This is a genomic window from Lolliginicoccus suaedae, from assembly GCF_008312885.1.
Classification (GTDB): domain Bacteria; phylum Actinomycetota; class Actinomycetes; order Mycobacteriales; family Mycobacteriaceae; genus Lolliginicoccus; species Lolliginicoccus suaedae.
This window is the reverse complement of the sequence record NZ_VSSO01000001.1, coordinates 240,998-258,579: the sequence shown is the minus strand read 5'-3', so window position 1 is coordinate 258,579 and position 17,582 is coordinate 240,998. Positions and strand designations below refer to the sequence as shown.

The following is a 17,582-nucleotide window of genomic DNA, read 5'->3' as shown; positions in this document are numbered from 1 at the left end:
GACGACGCACGTCACTATCTCGATTCGCTCGGGGTGGATCAGAATACGGAGTGGGTGAGCGTGGCGGTGTAGACGCCCGCGACGGCGCCCGTGGTGTCGAGATCGAGAGTGGCGTTCCAGATGGCGGTGTTGGCGCCGGACGCGGTGGCGGTCTGGACGTTCTGGGCGCTGTCGATGACAACAGCACCGGAAGGCGTGACGGTGACGGAGCCGGTGGTGACGGCGCTCTCCGGTGTGTAGGTGGTGTTGGCAGCGGGGATGGTGTTTGAGGCGAGGTCGGTGAAGTCAGTGATGATGGCCGTGGTGGTCCAGCCAGCGTTGGAGAGCCGGAGGTCGCTGACGGTCACGGCGAGCACCTGGCCGCTCGCGGAGAGCTGGTCGAGCGCGGGCGAGATCACGGCCGCGGCGGGCGGCACGATGGTCAGCGCGCCTGCGAGGAGCTCAGCGGTGACGACGGTGATGCCGCTGTCGAGCTGGGCGTGCGCAAGGCTGCCGGGAACGATGACGGCGACGGCACCGATGGCGGCGATTCCGGCCTTGAGGGATGTACGCATGGATTTTCTCCGAATGCTGGGGCTGGATCGTCACTGATCCTGCAGGTGGGATTGCGGCTAGTGGTGTACCCGCCCCACAAGAGTAGCGTGATTTGCAACACAAGTTTAGGAATCAACTGCCCCCAAATAGGAGGTCATTTTGCCCCAATTGCCTAGTGTCTTAGGTCCCCTCCGGAAGGGCCTTCTCGCGGCTTGAGCGAGCGCGGCTCGAACGAGCGCCGCCGCAGCGAGACCGCGCGCCCCGAGTGGAAACTTTTCCCGCTCTGGGGCGGAAGAGTTTCCACTGCCCACCAAGCCCACCAGGAGCCAGGTCAGGCCGGAATCCGTCGGCGCAGCACCACCGGGATGATCAGCAGCGATAGCGCAGCCCCCACCACCGCGAGCAGCGCGTAGCTCGTGGCGGCCACCATGATGCCGGACGCGAATCCGCCGCCCGCCCCGGCCAGGGTTATCGACAAGTCCACATTGCCCTGCACGGCCGCGCGCTGGTGCAGCGGCGCCGACTGGGTGATCAGGGTCGTCCCGCTGATGAGGCCAAGGTTCCAGCCGAGACCGAGCAGCACCAGCGCGAGAGTCAGGCCCGCCATGCCAGTGAAGGCCGCGGCAGCCGCTCCCGCGAGCAACATCGTGACGGCCGCGGCCAGCGCCACCACGCGGGGGCCCAGCCGGTCGACCAGCCATCCCGATAGGGGCGACGGCAGGTACATCGCCGCGACATGGAAGCCGATCACCAGGCCCGCCGCGCCGAGGGAATGCCCGTGGTCCTGCATGTGCACGGGCGTCATGGTCATGATGGCGATCATCACTGCCTGGGTGATCGTCATGATCGCCGCGCCGAGCAGCACGGCCGGTCGCCAATCGACCACTGCGGTCCCGGGCGCATCGTCGCCCTCGGCGGGCTCGTCGAGGCGCAGCTCGCGGGCGAGCAGCAACGGATCCGGGCGCAGCCAGATCCACAGCACCACCGCCGCGATGCCATAGGCGGCCGCCGCGAGGAGGAACGGCCCCGCTAGCTCGGGGATGCCCAGGCTGGCAGCGAAGCGGCCGGTGAGGCCGACAGTGTTGGGGCCCGCGACCGCGCCGAGCGTGGTGGCGACCAGCACGATGCTCACCGCTCGGCCTTTTCGATGCGCGGGGGCGAGATCGGCTCCGGCGTAGCGGGCCTGCAGGTTGGTGGCCATGCCCGCCCCGTAGACGAACAGCGAGAGGAACAGCAAGGGCGTGGAGGGCAGGGCCGATGCCACGACGACGCCGATCGCGCCGAGCGCGCCCGCTCCGTAGCCGAGCGCGAGGCCGACCCTGCGCCCGCGGGCCTGCGATGCACGGCCCACAAGCACTGCCGCGAGCGCCGCGCCGACGGTGAACAATGCCGCGGGAACCCCGGCGAGGCTCGTCGAGGAGAGCACATCGCGGGCGAGTAGCGCTCCGACCGTGATCCCGGCCGCCAGTCCCGCGCCGCTGAGCACCTGGGCGATGACCAGCACGGTGAGCGCGCGGCGCTGCGCGGCGGCGGTGTCGATGATCATGCTGGCCCCCCGGTTCTCGGTCGATCTACCGATCCGAGCGTATGCCCTCTCCCGGTGTGACGGGGCCCTCCCTCAGCGAGGAGGAATCACCACTGGCCGTAGCCCGCCTTGAGGATGCGGTTGCGGTCGATGCCGACCCCGTCCACGGAAAGCCGGTCGATCTCGAACTGGTGGATGTGGGCCGCGGGATGCACACGTCCGCCCGACCCCCAGTTGTGCATCCAGAAGTAGCGGCCGAGCCCGCGGCCGCGGAGGAAATCGATGGTGGGGTAGTTCGCGTAGACGCCGGTGCGCGCCGCGCCGATGGTGTCCTGCCAGCCCCGGATGTAGCCGGCGACGAGCTCGAGCTCGCTGCTGCTCGGGTTGCTGTCGATCGCGGCGTAGATGACGGCGTTGGAGGGGCCGCCCGCTTCGCGATGCAGTCGCTCACCGATGGCGGCGTGGCGGATTCCGCCGTTGTAGCCAGCACGCCAGTCGGAGGTGACGTCCTTGCCGAACTGGTAGCAGGAGACGATCGCGAGGCCCTGGGACTTCATGTCGGCGACCTCGCTGGCCCGCATCGGCTTGCCGATCATCCAGCTCGCGCGGGGCTCGGACATGTAGCGGATGACGCCGCGGTACCCGGCACGCTTGATCGAGGCGGCCGACGGCACTCCGGCGGCATAGTCGATGAGGATCTGCCCGGTGTCGTCGCTGCCGGGGATCGTCGGCTCGCTCGGGGACGGAGGGGTGCTCGGCGAGGGTGGCGAGGTCGGCGCGGGCGGCGAGCTGGGAACAAGATCTCCAAGGGAGGAGAATGCCCCGCCTGCCTGCATGGCGGCAAGACCAACTGCGGCATTGCGAAGGAAGTCACGTCGGGATGCCACGGGTTCTCCTGGGATCGGGGGCGGGCGACGATCCTTATCGTAAGTAAGGAGTTCACTCCTGCCGCAGTTTCACCAGAATTCTCAGGTTTCACTTTCGCACCACGCCCGCGTCATCGAGCAGCGGGCGGCACCACGCGATCAGCCCACGCCACTGCCTCCGCGACGCTCGTCACCACGGTCGCGCCCCCGGGCAGCTCCGGGCGCCCGACCATCACCACCGGGATCCCGCGCTCCCGCGCCGCGACCAGCTTGGCGGCCGTCGCGGTGCCCCCGCTGTTCTTGCTGACCAGCACGTCCGCGCCTGAACTCGCCAGCGTGGCGCGCTCCTCGTCGAGCGTGAACGGCCCCCGCGCGAGAATGACCTCCCGCACCGACGCCGGGATGCTCGCGGGCGGATCGATCATTCGCGCCACCACGGCGCCCCGCGGCAGCCGATCGAACGCCGCGAGCTCCTGCCTGCCGACCGTCAGCAGGACGCTCGTGGCGCTGCCCTCGCGAAGCATGCTGTCCACGATCCGCGCGGCGCCAGCGACATCGGGCGCGTGGAGCCACTCATCCCCCGCCACCGGCTCCCACCCGGGCCGTTGCAGCCGGGCGAGCGGCACTCCCAGCGTGGCGGTCACGCGTGCCGCTGTGGCGGTCATCGTCGCGGCGAAAGGGTGCGTCGCATCGATCACTGCCTCGACCCTGTCCGCGCGGAGATGCTCCGCGAAACCACGAGAACCGCCGAACCCGCCCGAGCGCACCTCCCCGACCGGCACCAAAGGCTCCCGCACCCGGCCCGCCAGCGAGGACACCACCTCGTGCCGCCCCGCCAGCGCCGCCGCCAGCTGCCGGGCCTCGCCGGTGCCACCCAGGATCAGGACCCGCATGACGGCAACGCCCTCGCCCGCTCCTCCGAGTACAAGTAGCTGTCGGGGAACCCGTCCGCGGTGAGCGCGCGGCCAACGAGGATGATGGCCGTCTTGGTGATGCCGTGCTCGGCCATGCGCTCGGCGATCGTGCCCACTGTCGCGCGCAGCACCACTTCCTCGGGGCGGCTGGCGAACGCCACGACCGCGGCGGGGCAGTCCGTGCCGTAGTGCGGGGCGAGCGCGGCGATCACGGTGTCCATGTGCGCGGCAGCGAGGTGCAGTGCCAGCGTCACACCGGTTCCCGCGAGCCGCTCGAGCTCCTCGCCGGGCGGCATCGCGGTGGCCCGGACAGCGATGCGGGTGATCAGCAGGGACTGGCCCACCCCGGGCACGGTCAGTTCCCGGCCCAGCGCGGCAGCCGCGGCGGCGAACGCGGGCACGCCCGGCACGATCTGGTAGTCGATGCCACGCTCGGCGAGCAAGCGGATCTGCTCAGCGACGGCGCTGTAGATCGACGGGTCGCCCGAGTGCAGGCGCGCCACGTCCTCGCCGCGCGCGGTGGCCCCGGCCATGATCTCGACGATGTCGGGAAGGCGCATGCGGGCAGTGTTGATCAGCCGAGCGTCCGGCGGGCAATGGGCCAGCACCTGATCGGGCACCAGCGAGCCGGCGTACAGGCACACTGGCGCGCGCTCGAGCACGCGGACCGCCCGCAGCGTCAGCAGGTCCGCAGCACCAGGCCCGGCGCCCACGAAGAACACGGTCACGGCTTGGTCCCCTTCCATTGGGTCACGGGCATGTGGGGCCGCCACGCGGTGAATGCCCCGAGCGGCGCCGCGCGATGCACCTGCATCCGCCGCAGCATCCCGCCGTGCGCGCCGTGCCAGCGCAGCACGAGCGATTCGGATTCCATGGTCACCGCGTTGACAACGAGCCGCCCACCGGGCCGCAACCGGTCCCAGCAGGCATCGAGCAGCCTGAGCACGGTGGCCCCGCCGCCGACCATGATCGCATCCGGTGCCGCGAGCGCGGCAGGCACATCCGTGAACGCTCCGGGCGCCGGGCCCGCCGCGTGCAGCGACGGCACGCCCAGGGCATCGGCATTGCCGCGCAACCGCTCCGCTCGGGCGGGATCCTGCTCGAACGCCACGGCCCGGCACGTGGGATGGGCGCGCATCCATTCGATGGCGATGCTGCCCGTGCCCGCTCCCACGTCCCACAGCACCTCCCCTGGCGCCGGGGCGAGCGCCGCGAGGGTCACCGCCCGCACCTCCTGCTTGGTCAGCTGGCTATCGCCGTAGACCTCATCGGGCAGCCCAGGCACCAGTCCCAGGTGCTGCGCGGGACCGGCATCGCACTCGATGGCGACGACGTTCAGCGGATCCCCGTCGGGCACATCCCATCCGGCCGCGTGGCCCGTGACAGTGTTCTCCCGGGGTCCGCCGAGCTGCTCGAGCACGGTCAGTCGGCTTCCTCCCCAGCCATGCGCGCCGAGCAGGTCCGCGAGCTGTCGCGGCGTGGAGCCGTCCTCGCTGAGAACGAGGATGCGGCGGCCTGGCGCGACCTCCCGCAGGATCGCCGCGAGGGGGCGGTTGACGCCCGACACCACGGGCGTGTCCTGGAGCGCCCAGCCCATCCGCGCGCAGGCCAGCGACACGCTCGATACGTGCGGCAGCACCCGCAGTCGCTCGATTCCCGCGATGCGAGCGAGGGTCGCCCCGATGCCGTGCAGCATGGGATCACCACTCGCGAGGACGCACATCCCGCCCGGACCGTGCTCCTCGATCAACGCGGGCAAGCCGGGCAGCAGCGGCGAAGGCCAGGGCATCCGCTGGCCCGGCACCTCGTCCGGCACGAGCTCGAGCTGGCGGTCCGAGCCGTGGAGGGTGCGGGCCATGCGGATCGCGTCCCGCGCCGGATCACCGAGCCCCGTCCAGCCGTCGGCACCAATGCCCACCACGGCGATGCGCGGGCTGCCGCTCCTCGTGCCCTCGGTCACCGGGGCATCCTCCGCCACGCCCACTGCGGCAGCAAGCGCAGCGCCATGAACAGCAGCTTCAGCTGCAGCGGCACCCACACCACGCGGCGACGACGCGCCCCCGCTGCGACCACCGCGTCCGCCACCTGGCCCGGCGTGCTCGAGAACGGCGCTGGATCCATGCCCTCGGTCATGCGGCCGATCACGAACCCCGGACGCACGATCAGCAGGTGCACGCCCGTGCCGTGCAGGGCATCCGCGAGACCGCTGGCGAAGCCATCGAGACCGGCCTTCGCGGAGCCGTAGACGTAGTTGGCGCGCCGCACCCGTGCCCCTGCCACCGAGGAGAACACCACGATCTGCCCGCGGCCGCGCGCCCTCATGCGGCGGGCCAGGCTCGTCAGCACGCTCGCCTGCGCCACGTAGTCGGTGTGGAGGATCTGCACGGCGTGCGCCGCATCCTCCTCCGCGCGCTGCTGATCGCCAAGGATGCCGAAGCACAGCACCACCACGCCCGGCAGTCCCACGCGCGCATCGAGATCGTCGAGGAAGGACTCATGGGAGGCCACATCGTCGGCATCGAACTCGACCGGGACCACAGCTGTCGCGCCCGCCTCGCGCACGAGCTGCTGCTCGTTGGCCAGATCCTCGCTGCGACGGGCGGCGAGCACCACGACGCGGCCAGGCGCGAGGCGCTGTGCCACCTCCAGGCCGATCTCGCTGCGCCCGCCAAGGATCACGACCGGTCCGGGGTCGAAGCGGTCGGCGAGGCTCGCGCGGGAGGGGGACGGTAGTTTTGCATCGCTCACGCCCCTAGTGTGCTCGACTACCGTGGACGGCATGGCATACACCCCCGAACACCTGACCGACGATGCCGCGCTCTTCCTCGCCGAGCGTCACCTCGGATCGCTGACGACCCTGCGCGCCAACGGATTGCCGCACGTCGTTGCTGTCGGCTTCACGTGGGACGCGGAGACCCGCAAGGCGCGGGTCATCACCAGCGAGGGAAGCCAGAAGGTGGTCAATGTGGAGCGCGCCGGGCACGCCACGGTGTTCCAGGTGGACCGGGCACGCTGGCTCGCCCTCGAGGGCACCGCCACGGTGCGCCGCGAGCCCGACGCCGTGCGCGAGGCCGAGGAGCGCTACGCCGGGCGCTACCGGGTGCCTCGCGAGAACCCTCGTCGCGTCGTCATCGAGATCGATGTGACCCGCATCCTGGGCTCGCGCTCCCTGCTCGGGCGGTAGCGCGGCTGGGGGCCGAGGCGGGAGGCTGGATTGCGGCGCCCTTGTTCGCCAGTGGAACCTTTTCCCGCTCAGGGCAGGAATTGTTTCCACTGACGGAGCTGGCCGGGCGATGCCACGGTCCCATCACCGGCGCGGAATCCGCTATCGAACATGCGTTCGACAATATGCTACGGTTGGCCCGTGGCCGGGCGAGGGAAGCGCCCGGCCACACCCCGCTCGAGGGTCCTGGCGGCCGCGAGATCCAGCCTTCCCCATTGAGTGCGCATGTGCGCACCTATACAATCGTTGTATGGCGCGCACCTCCCGTCCCAGCCTCCGGCACGGCGCCCTGGGCAATCCGCTGTTCCGCAAGCTGCTCACTGCCCAGGTGCTCGCGCTGCTGGGAACCGGCCTGCTCACCATCGCCCTGAGCCTGCTCGCCGTGGACATCGCCGGCAACGGCGCGGGCGCGGTCCTCGGCACCGCGTTCACCATCAAGATGGTCGCCTACGTGGGCATCGCGCCCGTGATCTCTGCCCTCGCCCATCACGTCCCGCGAAAAGTACTGCTTGTCTCCGCCGATGCGATCCGCGCCTCCGTGGCGCTCGCCCTCCCCCTCGTCGATGCGGTCTGGCAGATATACCTGCTCATCCTGGTGCTGCAAGCAGCCTCGGCCACATTCACGCCCGCCTTCCAGGCGATGCTCCCGGCCGTGCTCGTAGACGAGGAGGATTACACCCAGGGCTTGTCCTTCTCGCGCATCGCCTACGATCTCGAATCCCTCGCCAGTCCCGTGATCGCGATCGCCCTGCTCGCCGTCTACTCCTACGAGTCGCTGTTCCTCGGCACGGCGGCGGGCTTCCTGCTCTCCGGCATCATCGTGCTGTGGAGCACACTCCCGGCCATGCCAATCTCGCCCGCGCCCGCCCCGTTTCCCGCACGGATCGCTCTCGGTTCCCGGATCATGCTTCGCGGCAGGGAGCTCCGGGCCTTGCTGGCCCTCGACATGGTCGTCGCTGCCGCCACGGCGCTCGTGCTGGTCAACACCGTCATCCATGTGCAGGCCCTCACCCGTGATACCGGTACTGGCGTGGCGCTCGCGCTGGCCTGCTTCGGCACGGCATCGGTGCTCGCCGCCATCCTCGTCCCGGGCGTGCTCCGCCGACGCACCGATAGGTCCGTGATGCTCGGCGGCGGGCTGCTCAGCGTCATCGGCCTGGCCACCACAACCATTCTTCTCGCGCCCGCCACCAGCGTGGCGGCAGCGACCGCGCCGCCGATCACCTGGCTGCCACTGGTGCTCGCGTGGGTGATGATGGGCGCGGGCACCTCGATGGTCCTCACCCCGTCCGCCCGGCTGCTTCGCCGAGGGGCGGCCCCGGCCAGCCGGCCCGCCGTATTCGCTGCTCAGTTCTCGCTCAGCCACGCTTGCTTCCTGCTCACCTATCCGCTCGCCGGATGGCTCGGCCTCGCAGCGGGGCAGGTCACTGCTACCCTCATGCTCACGCTGCTCGCGGCCGCGGCGCTGGTCGCTGCCGCGGCGGCGTGGCCACCGATCGACCGTGCTCACCAGGAGGAAACGAGAGGTGGATAGTCCCGGTACTGCCTCCCCCAGCCTCGTTCATGACGCTCCGCCGGACCAGGCCCACCTCGATGCCGCGAGCGATGCGTTCCGGATGCTGTCGGATCCCACGCGCCTGCATGTCCTCTGGTTGCTCGCCCGGGGCGAGGCTGATGTCAGCACTCTCACCGAGGCAACGGGAGCTTCCCGCACCTCGATCAGCCAGCACCTCGCCAAGCTCCGGCTCGCCGAGATGGTCGACACCCGGCGCGACGGGCGGCGCATCGTCTATCGCATCCGCGACGGCCACCTCGCTCGGCTGGTCCGCGAGGGGTTCAACCACGCCGACCATCGATTGACCGGCGAGCCCCCGCACCCCTGATCCGGGCGCCGGCTTCACAGCCCGCGCACGTGCGCCGCGAGCTCCTCGGGGCTCTCCGGTGCATAGGGCTCGCCGTTGAGCTCGATGTGGGGCAGCTCCACCCCGTCGCTCGACCAGCGGGCACTGGTCTCCTCGATGCCCGACGCATGACGATTCCCGGCGATGCATTCGGTGACCCCGTGCGAAGCCCCGGTCGCCTGCGCGATGCGCACGAGCTGCGCGTCAGTGACCATCGCCGCCCCTGCCCCGATGGTGCCGAGCTCGAACATGGCCGACCGGAAAGCCATCCACCCCTCGATCGAGTCACCAGCCATGCACAGCGAGGCGTTCGCGAGCCGCAGCGCGCCCGCATCCCCCTCGGCCGCCACCGGGACATGCTCGACCGCGGCATCGAATGTGGTCACCAGGGACCGCAGCACTGTGCGGTACTGCACGGCGAAGGCAGCGCAGGCCTCGCACGTGTAGTCCTCGATGATGGTGATGACCACGCGCCGCTCCCGGCGCGGGTCTCCTTCGTCGATGCGCACGACGCGCGCATCCCCGCCATCCTCGGTGACCGTGGTCGAGGCCGTGGCACTGGCGTCCCCGGAACCGGTGGTCTGCTCGTCCCCGCGGGTGACGACGATGACAACGACAAGCACGACGACAACGATGACCAGCAGTGCCCCGATCCTCCGGACCCGCGGGTAGGACGAGCCCTGTTCCTGCGCCACCCTCACCACCGTCCGTTCCTGCGCATCGCGTCAACTCATCCCGGCAGCACGGTCAGGCCGTGGGGCTGGCGGTTGACCGGCTCGCACCCGTCGGCGGTGAGGATCACGATGTCCTCGATGCGCGCGCCCCACTCGCCCGGCAGGTAGATGCCAGGCTCGATGCTGAACGCCATGCCCTCGGCCAGCACTTGGTCGCCTCCGGTCATGATGTAGGGCTCCTCGTGGACCGACAGGCCGATGCCGTGGCCGGTGCGATGCACGAAGTACTCGCCGAGGCTGTGGGCGGCGAGGTGGTCGCGCGCGGCCGCATCGACCTGCCCCGAGGTGGCGCCGGGGCGGGCCGTGGCCACCGCGCGGGCTTGTGCCTCCTCGAGGATGGCGATGCGGTCGGCCGCCGCAGGATCAGGCTCACCGATGCTGTAAGTACGGGTGCAGTCGGAGAAGTACCCGGCCGGTACCGGGCCACCGATGTCGATGACGACGATGTCCCCGCGCGCGATGACCCGGTCGGAGACCTCATGGTGCGGGTCCGCGCCGTGCGGGCCGGAACCGACGATGACGAACGCCGCCCCGGTGTGGCCCTCCTCGACGATCGCGTCGGTGATCATGGCGGCGACCTCGGCCTCGGTGCGGCCCGCGCGCAGGAACTCCCCCATGCGGGCGTGGACGCGATCGATGGCCGCGCCGGCCTCGCGCAATGCTGTTTTCTCTGCCTCGTCCTTGATCATCCGCATCTCGCGCAGGACCTCGGTGGCCAGCGCGAGCGGCTGACCGAGCCGTGCCTGCAAGGGAATCACATGCAGCGCGGGCGTCGCGTCGGCGATAGCGGCACGTGCATCCGCGCCGATCACGTCGATGATCGTGCCGTGCGGGTCCTCCCCGTCCACCCACGGCACGATCACTATGCCAAGGTCATCGAAGGCGGTGCCGCGCAGTGCCGCGACCTCGAGCCGCGGCACGATCATCCGGGGCTGTCCCGAGGCTGGCACCACGAGGCAGGTCAGCCTCTCGAAGGACGACATCGTCGAGCCGGTGAGGTACTGCAGATCAGGCCCGGGGGTGATCAGGAGCGCGTCGATGCCCCGCTGGCCGAGCAGCCGCGCCGCGGCATCCAGCCGCGCGGCATATGTGGCGGACGGGGCACCAGTATCGGGAGCAGCCATGCCTCCCAGCCTATCCCGCCGCGAGCGGCCCGCCACGGCCTGGCATGATACGGAACCATGGATGCACCGGTTGTTCTGCTCGACGGCGCGAGCCTCTGGTTCCGGTCGTTCCACGCGCTGCCCGAGTCGCTGACCGCTCCGGATGGCCGCCCCGTCAACGCGGTGCGCGGTTTCCTCGACACGATCGCCTCGCTGGTTCGCTCCCACGAGCCATCGCGCCTGGTGGTATGCCTCGACAATGATTGGCGCCCCGCTTTCCGGGTCGCCGCGATCCCGTCCTACAAGGCCCATCGCGTCGCGAGCACCGACGAGCCGGCAGGAGGCGCGGAGGATGTGCCGGAGTCGCTGCCCCCGCAGGTGGACATGATCCTCGATGTGCTCGATGCGATCGGCATCGCCACCGCGGGCGCGGACGGCTACGAGGCCGACGATGTGCTGGGCACCCTCGCCGCTCGCGAGGCGACCGATCCGGTGATCGTCGTGAGCGGCGACCGCGACCTGCTGCAAGTTGTTGCCGATGATCCCGTGCCGGTGCGGGTGCTGTATGTGGGGCGGGGCCTGGCGAAGGCGGAACTGTTCGGCCCGGCCGAGGTTGCCGCCCGCTTCGGGGTGCCCGAGGAGCGTGCTGGCGCGGCCTACGCCGAGCTCGCGCTGCTGCGCGGCGACCCCTCCGACGGGCTGCCCGGAGTGGCGGGCGTGGGCGAGAAGACCGCATCGCGCCTTCTCCTCGAGCATGGCTCGCTGGCTGCGGTCATGGCCGCCGCGGCTGATCCCGCGAGCAGCCTCACGGCCTCCGTGCGCAAGAAGCTCGCGGCGAGCGTGGACTATGTCGCGGCCGCGGAGAAGGTGGTGCGAGTAGCGACCGATGCTCCCATCACGCTGTCACGGCCGGACGAGATTCCCAGGCAACCGCCGGGGCGGCACGGCCTCGCCGATCTCGGTCACGATTACGGCATCGACAACGCGCTCGCCCGGCTGCTCGCCGCCCTCGCGGCGAATCCCGCGCGCAGCACGTGATCAGGCGAAGCGCACGCCCTGGGCGAGCGGCAGCTCCGAGGAATAGTTGATGGTGCTCGTGGACCGGCGCATGTAGTTGCGCCACGCGTCCGAGCCGGATTCGCGGCCACCACCAGTGTGCTTCTCGCCACCGAACGCTCCGCCGATCTCCGCGCCGGAGGTTCCGATATTGACGTTGGCGATGCCGCAATCCGAGCCTTCTGGCCCGAGGAACCGCTCCGCCTCGCGCAGATCGGTGGTGAAGATCGCCGACGACAAGCCCTGCGGGACACCGTTGTGCAGCGCTATCGCCTCGTCGAGATCGTCGTAGGCGAGAACGTAGAGGATCGGTGCGAATGTCTCCTCCCGCACCACCGGCGCCATGCCCGGCATCCGCACGATCGCCGGCGCCACATACACCCCGTCCTCGGCGCCCTCCACGAGGATCCGCTCGCCGCCCCGGATGACCGTTCCCCCCGCCTCCTTGGCCCGCTCGAGCGCATCCTCCATCGCGTCCCCCGAGCCCTGCGAGATCAGCGGTCCGACGAGCACGTCCTCGCGGAACGGATCGCCCACCACCAGCGTCGCGTAGGCGGCGGCGATGCGCTCGACCAGGTCATCGAGGATCGACCGATGCACGATGAGCCGCCGCAGCGTGGTGCAGCGCTGCCCCGCTGTGCCCGCGGCCGCGAACACCACCGCCCGCACCGCGAGATCGAGGTCCGCCGAGGGCGCGATGATCGCGGCATTGTTGCCGCCGAGCTCGAGCAACGACCGTCCGAACCGTGCCGCCACCCGCGGCCCGACGTCGCGCCCCATGCGCACCGAGCCGGTGGCGCTGAGCAGCGCGATGCGCTCGTCATCGACTAGTTGCTCGCCGACCTCCCGCGCCCCGAGCACCACGGTATGCAGTCCCTCGGGCGCGTCCTGCTCGACGATCGCGCGGCCGAGCAGGGCATCGCAGGCCAGCGCGGTCATCGGCGTGGACTCCGAGGGCTTCCACACGACCGGATCGCCGCACACCAGCGCGATCGCGGTGTTCCACGCCCACACCGCCACGGGGAAGTTGAACGCGGTGATCAGCCCGACCACGCCGAGCGGATGCCAGGTCTCGGCGAGCCGGTGCCCGGGCCGCTCCGAGGCCATTGTCAGGCCGTAGAGCTGCCGCGACAGTCCGACGGCGAAGTCGCAGATGTCGATCATCTCCTGCACCTCGCCGAGCGCCTCGGAGGTGATCTTGCCCGCCTCGATCGTCACGAGCGCCGCGAGGTCCTCCTTGTGCTCGCGCAGCAGGTCGCCGAGCGAGCGCACCAGCTCGCCACGCCGTGGCGCGGGGACGGCGCGCCACGCGGCGAACGCATCGGCGGCGCCGGAGATCGCATCGTCGACGTCTGCGGGCGCGCTGCCAGTGATGGTCAGGAGGTCTGCCCCGAGGATCGGGGTGCGGGCCTCGAGCGGCTCGCCCGTTCCGACGGGGAGGATCGTGCCCGTGAACACGGATTCGGGAATGACATCGGTCCCGCATGCGTGCAGGGAGGCGATGGCGAGGTCATGCAGTTCCTCGGCCGTGGGCATGGGGCGCGCGCTCATGGTTCCCATCATGCCCCGCCGCGGCGTGCTCGTCAGCGGTTCCCCGCCACAGGACAGCTATCGGGCGGTAGCGGCGCGCTATTCCGTGGTGGCGTCGATCGAGACGACGCCCCGCTTGATCGCCGCGATAGCCTTGCCCGCGGAGGACCGCACTTGCGAGTCGGGCGCGACGATGCGCAGCTGCTCGAGCAGGTCGAGCACCTGGCGGCACCAGCGCACGAAATCACCGGGCGGGATCTCGTTCGCGGCGAGCAGCGCATCGAGCAGCGGCGCCCCCGACGCCCACACATGGATGGCGTGGACGAAGCCGGTGTCCGGCTCCCGGGTGATAGGCAGCTGGTGGCGGATCTCGTCGGACTGGATCTCCTCCCAGATGCGCTGCGTATCGGCAACGGCCCGGCGCAACGGGCCCGTCGGCATGACGCTAGCGGCGGTGGCGTCGCGGCGCGCCTCGTACACCACGCAGGAGACAACGGCGGCGAGCTCGGCGGGGCCGAGACCCTTCCAGATGCCACGCCGCAGAGCCTCGGCGATGAGCAGGTCGCTCTCGCTGTAGATGCGGCGCAGCCACTCGCCCTCCTCGGTGACCACTGGGTCGCCGTCCGGCTCGAGGTAGGCACGCTCGGCGAGCAGCTCCACGATCCGGTCGAACGTCCGCGCTAGCGAGGACGATGCCGAATCCCTCCGGGCGCGCAGCTTCTGCGTCTCCACGGTGAGGCGGTGGGCCTTCTCGGCGAGACGGGCATGCTCCTCGCGGTCGGGGCAATCGTGGCAGGGATGCTGCTTGAGCTCGCGGCGCAGCCGGGCGAGCTCGCGGTCATGCGTCGCCCCATCACGCTTCTTGCCATGCTTGCCGTGCTTGCCCGGCCCCACTGCGGGCGCGAAGCCCTTGTTGCGCAGCGTGGACGCGATATCGCGGCGCACCTGGGCATCGCGGAAATCGATGTGCCGGGGCAGCCGGATCGAGCCCACCGCCTCCACCGGGTCGGCGAAGTCCCGCGGCGAGAGCCTGCCCGACCAGCCTCCGGAGGTCATGACCAGCGGATGCGGATCAGCGAACTCGCGATCAGGCTCGAGCACCACCGCGGGTCCGGCCCGCCGCCCGGCGGGAACGATGATCACATCGCCACGGCGCAGCCGCACCAGCGACTCGGCGACCGTATTGCGCTTCTCGCCGGTGGCGCCGCGCTTGAGCTCGCGCTCGCGCTCGCTGAGGGCGCGCCGCAGTCGCGCGTACTCGGCGAAGTCACCGAGATGGCAGTCGGTGGAACCAGCGATGCGCTGCAGCTCCTGCTCGTTGCGCTCGATAGCGCGCGATACCCCCACGACGTCGCGGTCGGTCTGGAACTGCGCGAAGGACCGCTCGAGCAGGGCACGGGCCTCGTCGGCAGGAAGGTGGCGCAGCAGGTTGACAGCCATGTTGTAGCCCGGGGCGAAGGAGCTGCGCAGCGGGAAGGTGCGTGTCGAGGCAAGCCCCGCCACCATGTCGGGATCCACGCTGGGCTCCCACAGCACCACCGCGTGGCCCTCGATGTCGATGCCGCGCCGCCCGGCCCGGCCGGTGAGCTGCGTGTACTCGCCGGGGGTGAGATCGGCGTGGGTGTCGCCGTTGAACTTGACGAGCCGCTCGAGGACCACGCTGCGGGCGGGCATGTTGATGCCCAGCGCGAGGGTCTCGGTGGCGAAGACGGCCTTGACGAGGCCGTTGACGAACAGTTCCTCCACGGTGTGGCGGAACGCCGGCAGCATTCCCGCGTGGTGGGCGGCGATGCCCCGCTCGAGGGCGGTGCACCACTGCTCGTAGCCGAGGATGCGCAGGTCCGCTTGCGGCAGCTCGCCGGTGTGGCGCTCGATGATCTCGCGCACCCGGGCAGCCTCATCCTCGGTGGTCAGGGTGAGGCCGGAGCGGACGCACTGACCGACGGCGGCATCGCAGCCCGCGCGGCTGAAGATGAACGTGATGGCGGGCAGCAGCCCTGCCTTGTCGAGCTGCAGGATCACCTCCGGGCGCGCCGGTGGCCGGTAGCGGCTGGGCGGGCCACCCCGGCCCCGGCGATCGCGCCCCCCGCCACGGCGATGGCCGGGCCGCTCGGCATCCTCGATCGCGAGGCGCTTGCGGATATGCGAGAGCAGGTCCGGGTTGAGCTTGCGCTGGCCGCGGCCGGGCGGGCCGCCGCTGATCCGGCTGGGGAACAGATCGAGGATGCGTCGGCCGACGAGCATGTGCTGCCACAGCGGGATGGGCCGGGTCTCGTCGACGATCACGGTGGTGTCGCCGCGCACGGTCTCCATCCAGGAGCCGAACTCCTCGGCATTGCTGACGGTCGCGGAGAGGCTGACCAGTGCCACATCGTCGGCGAGGTGGAGAATCACTTCCTCCCATACCGCGCCGCGGAACCTGTCAGCAAGGAAGTGCACCTCGTCCATCACCACGTGCGAGAGCCCGCGCAGCCGGTCCGAGCCGGCGTAGAGCATGTTGCGCAGCACCTCGGTGGTCATCACCACGATCGGCGCGTCGGAGTTGATGCTCTGGTCACCGGTGAGCAGGCCCACGGTGTCGCGGTCGTAGCGCTCGACGAGGTCGTGGAACTTCTGGTTCGACAACGCCTTGATGGGCGTGGTGTAGAAGCACTTGCGGCCCGCGCGCAGCGCGAGGTGCACGGCGAACTCGCCGACGATGGTCTTGCCGGCACCAGTGGGCGCGCAGACGAGCACGCCATGCCCGGCCTCCAGCGCCTCGCAGGCGCTCCGCTGGAACGGGTCGAGCGGGAACGGTAGTTGCGCGGCGAAGGCCGCGACCTCAGTAGCAGGAATGCTCATCCTGTACTACGTTATCGCTCCTGCTCGCCGGAAGCGTCATCGGCGACGGGGCCGGGTGCCTCGAGTGGCTCGGACTCATCGTCGGCGAGGTGCCCCCACGTGCCGGCGCGGCGGGCGCGACGCTTGTCGTTGATGCGCGCGAACTGCACGGCGATCTCGAACAGCAAGGTCAGGGTGAGGGCGAGCACGATCATCGAGAACGGATCGTGCGGGGTGACGAACGCCGCGAAGACGAACAGGGAGAAGATGATGCCGCGGCGCCAGGTCTTGAGCTTCTCGTACGGCAGGATGCCCACCACGTTGAGCATCACCACGATCAGGGGCAGCTCGAAGCTGACGCCGAAGATGACGATGAGGCTGATGATGAAGCCGAAGTATTCCTGGCCGTTCAATGCGGTGATCTGGACCTCATCACCAATGGTGAGCAGGAAGTGCAGAGCGAACGCGACAAGGATGTACGCCATGACCGCGCCAGCGACGAACAGCAGCGCGCCGATCGAGACGAACACCAGTCCGAACCGGCGCTCGTTGCGGTGCAGGCCGGGCATCACGAACGCCCACACCTGGTAGAGCCACACGGGGCTGGCCATCACGATTCCCGCGGTGACCGCGACCTTCAAGCGCAGCATGAACTGCTCGAAGGGGCCCGTGGCGAGGAGGCGGCACTCGTCGCTGTTCTGCGTCAACGAGGCGCGTGCCTCCGGCGGCAGCTCGCAATAGGGGCCGCGCAGCAGATCACCGAGCGCCGGGATGCCCAGCACCGAGTAGGAATACCAGATGAAGCCGATGATCGTGGTGACCGCGACCGCGGCGAGCGCGATCAGCAGGCGGGTACGCAGCTCGTGCAGGTGCTCGGTGAGCGGCATCGTGCCGTCCGGATTGAGCTTGCGCTTCCGGCGCCCAGGCTTCAGGGATAGTCGCACCGCGGTCATTCTTCTCGCTCACAGGGATAGGGATCCGGCCGGAACGGCGCAACGCCAGCCACTGCTGGACTGGCGCTGCACGGGCCATGCACTATGCGTGCTGATCAGGCTGCTGGTTGCCCTGCTGGGTGTAGCTGCCCTGGGCGCGATCGCTCGGGTCAGGCTCGCTGGGGGCCGCGTTGATCTGCGGGGGCGCGGACTGCGGGGGCTGCTTGGCGCTCTCGGTGCTCCCGTCGTTGCCCATCTCCTTGATCTCGCTCTTGAAGATGCGCATCGAGCGACCCAGCCCGCGGGCCGCGTCCGGCAGCCGCTTGGAGCCGAACAGCACCACGATGACGAGTATCAGGATCAACCAGTGCCACGGGCTCGTGAATCCCATTGTTCTTTCAGCCTCCCACATCGACGTCGTCACCGATGCTACCCGAGATCGGG

17 protein-coding genes are annotated in these 17,582 nt (G+C 70.2%); 4 read left to right on the top strand and 13 right to left on the bottom strand.

Annotated elements, in window-relative coordinates:
- Window positions 1-38: 38 nt before the first annotated feature.
- The 7 genes from FXO18_RS01150 to FXO18_RS01120 all read right to left on the bottom strand — a co-directional run bounded on the left by FXO18_RS01150 (window position 39) and on the right by FXO18_RS01120 (window position 6,587).
- Entirely contained in the window at window positions 39-554 is a 516-nt protein-coding gene (locus FXO18_RS01150) for a WxL domain-containing protein (RefSeq protein ID WP_149359237.1), read from the bottom strand.
- Window positions 555-865: 311 nt separating this feature from the next.
- Window positions 866-2,080, bottom strand: a complete 1,215-nt coding sequence (locus FXO18_RS01145; protein WP_149359236.1) for an MFS transporter — start codon at window positions 2,078-2,080, stop codon at window positions 866-868.
- An 86-nt stretch (window positions 2,081-2,166) separates the two neighbouring features.
- Window positions 2,167-2,946, bottom strand: coding sequence for a DUF1906 domain-containing protein (locus tag FXO18_RS01140; RefSeq protein WP_149359235.1), 780 nt, complete (start codon window positions 2,944-2,946; stop codon window positions 2,167-2,169).
- Between the two features lie 110 nt (window positions 2,947-3,056).
- Window positions 3,057-3,818: a cobalt-precorrin-6A reductase gene (locus FXO18_RS01135; protein ID WP_149359234.1), complete on the bottom strand. Its 762-nt coding sequence runs from the start codon at window positions 3,816-3,818 to the stop codon at window positions 3,057-3,059.
- A complete protein-coding gene (gene cobM / locus FXO18_RS01130) occupies window positions 3,806-4,567 on the bottom strand; it encodes a precorrin-4 C(11)-methyltransferase (RefSeq protein ID WP_149359233.1) in 762 nt (253 codons plus the stop codon). Before cobM ends, FXO18_RS01135 begins: the two co-directional genes overlap by 13 nt.
- Window positions 4,564-5,799 (bottom strand): precorrin-6y C5,15-methyltransferase (decarboxylating) subunit CbiE, encoded by a 1,236-nt coding sequence (gene cbiE, locus FXO18_RS01125; protein WP_235900373.1) that lies wholly within the window; start codon window positions 5,797-5,799, stop codon window positions 4,564-4,566. The genes cobM and cbiE overlap by 4 nt, the downstream gene beginning before the upstream one ends.
- Window positions 5,796-6,587 (bottom strand): SDR family NAD(P)-dependent oxidoreductase, encoded by a 792-nt coding sequence (locus FXO18_RS01120; RefSeq protein ID WP_235900372.1) that lies wholly within the window; start codon window positions 6,585-6,587, stop codon window positions 5,796-5,798. Before FXO18_RS01120 ends, cbiE begins: the two co-directional genes overlap by 4 nt.
- A 31-nt stretch (window positions 6,588-6,618) precedes the next feature.
- On the opposite strand from FXO18_RS01120, the gene FXO18_RS01115 reads away from it, so the two are divergent.
- The 3 genes from FXO18_RS01115 (at window position 6,619) to FXO18_RS01105 (ending at window position 8,945) form a co-directional block, all read left to right on the top strand.
- Complete coding sequence (locus FXO18_RS01115) at window positions 6,619-7,023, top strand: PPOX class F420-dependent oxidoreductase (RefSeq protein ID WP_149359231.1); 405 nt, start codon at window positions 6,619-6,621, stop codon at window positions 7,021-7,023.
- A 289-nt stretch (window positions 7,024-7,312) separates the two neighbouring features.
- The gene (locus FXO18_RS01110; protein ID WP_149359230.1) at window positions 7,313-8,596 is read left to right on the top strand and encodes an MFS transporter; all 1,284 of its coding nucleotides are present in this window, start codon (window positions 7,313-7,315) and stop codon (window positions 8,594-8,596) included.
- Window positions 8,589-8,945 (top strand): ArsR/SmtB family transcription factor, encoded by a 357-nt coding sequence (locus FXO18_RS01105; protein WP_235900371.1) that lies wholly within the window; start codon window positions 8,589-8,591, stop codon window positions 8,943-8,945. The genes FXO18_RS01110 and FXO18_RS01105 overlap by 8 nt, the downstream gene beginning before the upstream one ends.
- Before the next feature lie 14 nt (window positions 8,946-8,959).
- On the opposite strand, the gene FXO18_RS01100 is transcribed toward FXO18_RS01105, so the two are convergent.
- Entirely contained in the window at window positions 8,960-9,658 is a 699-nt protein-coding gene (locus FXO18_RS01100; RefSeq protein WP_187774122.1) for a DsbA family protein, read from the bottom strand.
- 35 nt (window positions 9,659-9,693) lie between these two features.
- The gene (locus tag FXO18_RS01095; RefSeq protein WP_149359227.1) at window positions 9,694-10,821 is read right to left on the bottom strand and encodes a M24 family metallopeptidase; all 1,128 of its coding nucleotides are present in this window, start codon (window positions 10,819-10,821) and stop codon (window positions 9,694-9,696) included.
- 57 nt (window positions 10,822-10,878) lie between these two features.
- Between FXO18_RS01095 and FXO18_RS01090 the strand changes: the two genes are divergently transcribed.
- Window positions 10,879-11,838: a 5'-3' exonuclease gene (locus tag FXO18_RS01090; protein ID WP_149359226.1), complete on the top strand. Its 960-nt coding sequence runs from the start codon at window positions 10,879-10,881 to the stop codon at window positions 11,836-11,838.
- On the opposite strand, the gene amaB is transcribed toward FXO18_RS01090, so the two are convergent.
- The 4 genes from amaB to tatA all read right to left on the bottom strand — a co-directional run bounded on the left by amaB (window position 11,839) and on the right by tatA (window position 17,529).
- Window positions 11,839-13,407 carry an L-piperidine-6-carboxylate dehydrogenase gene (amaB, locus tag FXO18_RS01085; protein ID WP_149359225.1) on the bottom strand — a complete coding sequence of 523 codons (1,569 nt, stop codon included), beginning with the start codon at window positions 13,405-13,407 and terminating at the stop codon, window positions 11,839-11,841.
- A gap of 78 nt (window positions 13,408-13,485) precedes the next feature.
- On the bottom strand, window positions 13,486-16,227 hold the full coding sequence (locus FXO18_RS01080; RefSeq protein WP_149359224.1) for a DEAD/DEAH box helicase: 2,742 nt from the start codon (window positions 16,225-16,227) through the stop codon (window positions 13,486-13,488).
- A gap of 11 nt (window positions 16,228-16,238) precedes the next feature.
- Complete coding sequence (gene tatC / locus FXO18_RS01075) at window positions 16,239-17,150, bottom strand: twin-arginine translocase subunit TatC (protein ID WP_235900370.1); 912 nt, start codon at window positions 17,148-17,150, stop codon at window positions 16,239-16,241.
- Between the two features lie 91 nt (window positions 17,151-17,241).
- Window positions 17,242-17,529 (bottom strand): Sec-independent protein translocase subunit TatA, encoded by a 288-nt coding sequence (gene tatA, locus FXO18_RS01070; protein WP_149359223.1) that lies wholly within the window; start codon window positions 17,527-17,529, stop codon window positions 17,242-17,244.
- Window positions 17,530-17,582: the final 53 nt, after the last annotated feature.

Coding starts and splice junctions, on each gene's coding strand:
- FXO18_RS01135 (WP_149359234.1), bottom strand. CDS start 3,818: ATGCGGGTCCTGATCCTGGGTGGCACCGGCGAGGCCCGGCAGCTGGCG.
- amaB (WP_149359225.1), bottom strand. CDS start 13,407: ATGAGCGCGCGCCCCATGCCCACGGCCGAGGAACTGCATGACCTCGCC.
- FXO18_RS01150 (WP_149359237.1), bottom strand. CDS start 554: ATGCGTACATCCCTCAAGGCCGGAATCGCCGCCATCGGTGCCGTCGCC.
- FXO18_RS01110 (WP_149359230.1), top strand. CDS start 7,313: ATGGCGCGCACCTCCCGTCCCAGCCTCCGGCACGGCGCCCTGGGCAAT.
- FXO18_RS01115 (WP_149359231.1), top strand. CDS start 6,619: ATGGCATACACCCCCGAACACCTGACCGACGATGCCGCGCTCTTCCTC.
- FXO18_RS01145 (WP_149359236.1), bottom strand. CDS start 2,080: ATGATCATCGACACCGCCGCCGCGCAGCGCCGCGCGCTCACCGTGCTG.
- tatA (WP_149359223.1), bottom strand. CDS start 17,529: ATGGGATTCACGAGCCCGTGGCACTGGTTGATCCTGATACTCGTCATC.
- FXO18_RS01090 (WP_149359226.1), top strand. CDS start 10,879: ATGGATGCACCGGTTGTTCTGCTCGACGGCGCGAGCCTCTGGTTCCGG.
- FXO18_RS01095 (WP_149359227.1), bottom strand. CDS start 10,821: ATGGCTGCTCCCGATACTGGTGCCCCGTCCGCCACATATGCCGCGCGG.
- FXO18_RS01080 (WP_149359224.1), bottom strand. CDS start 16,227: ATGAGCATTCCTGCTACTGAGGTCGCGGCCTTCGCCGCGCAACTACCG.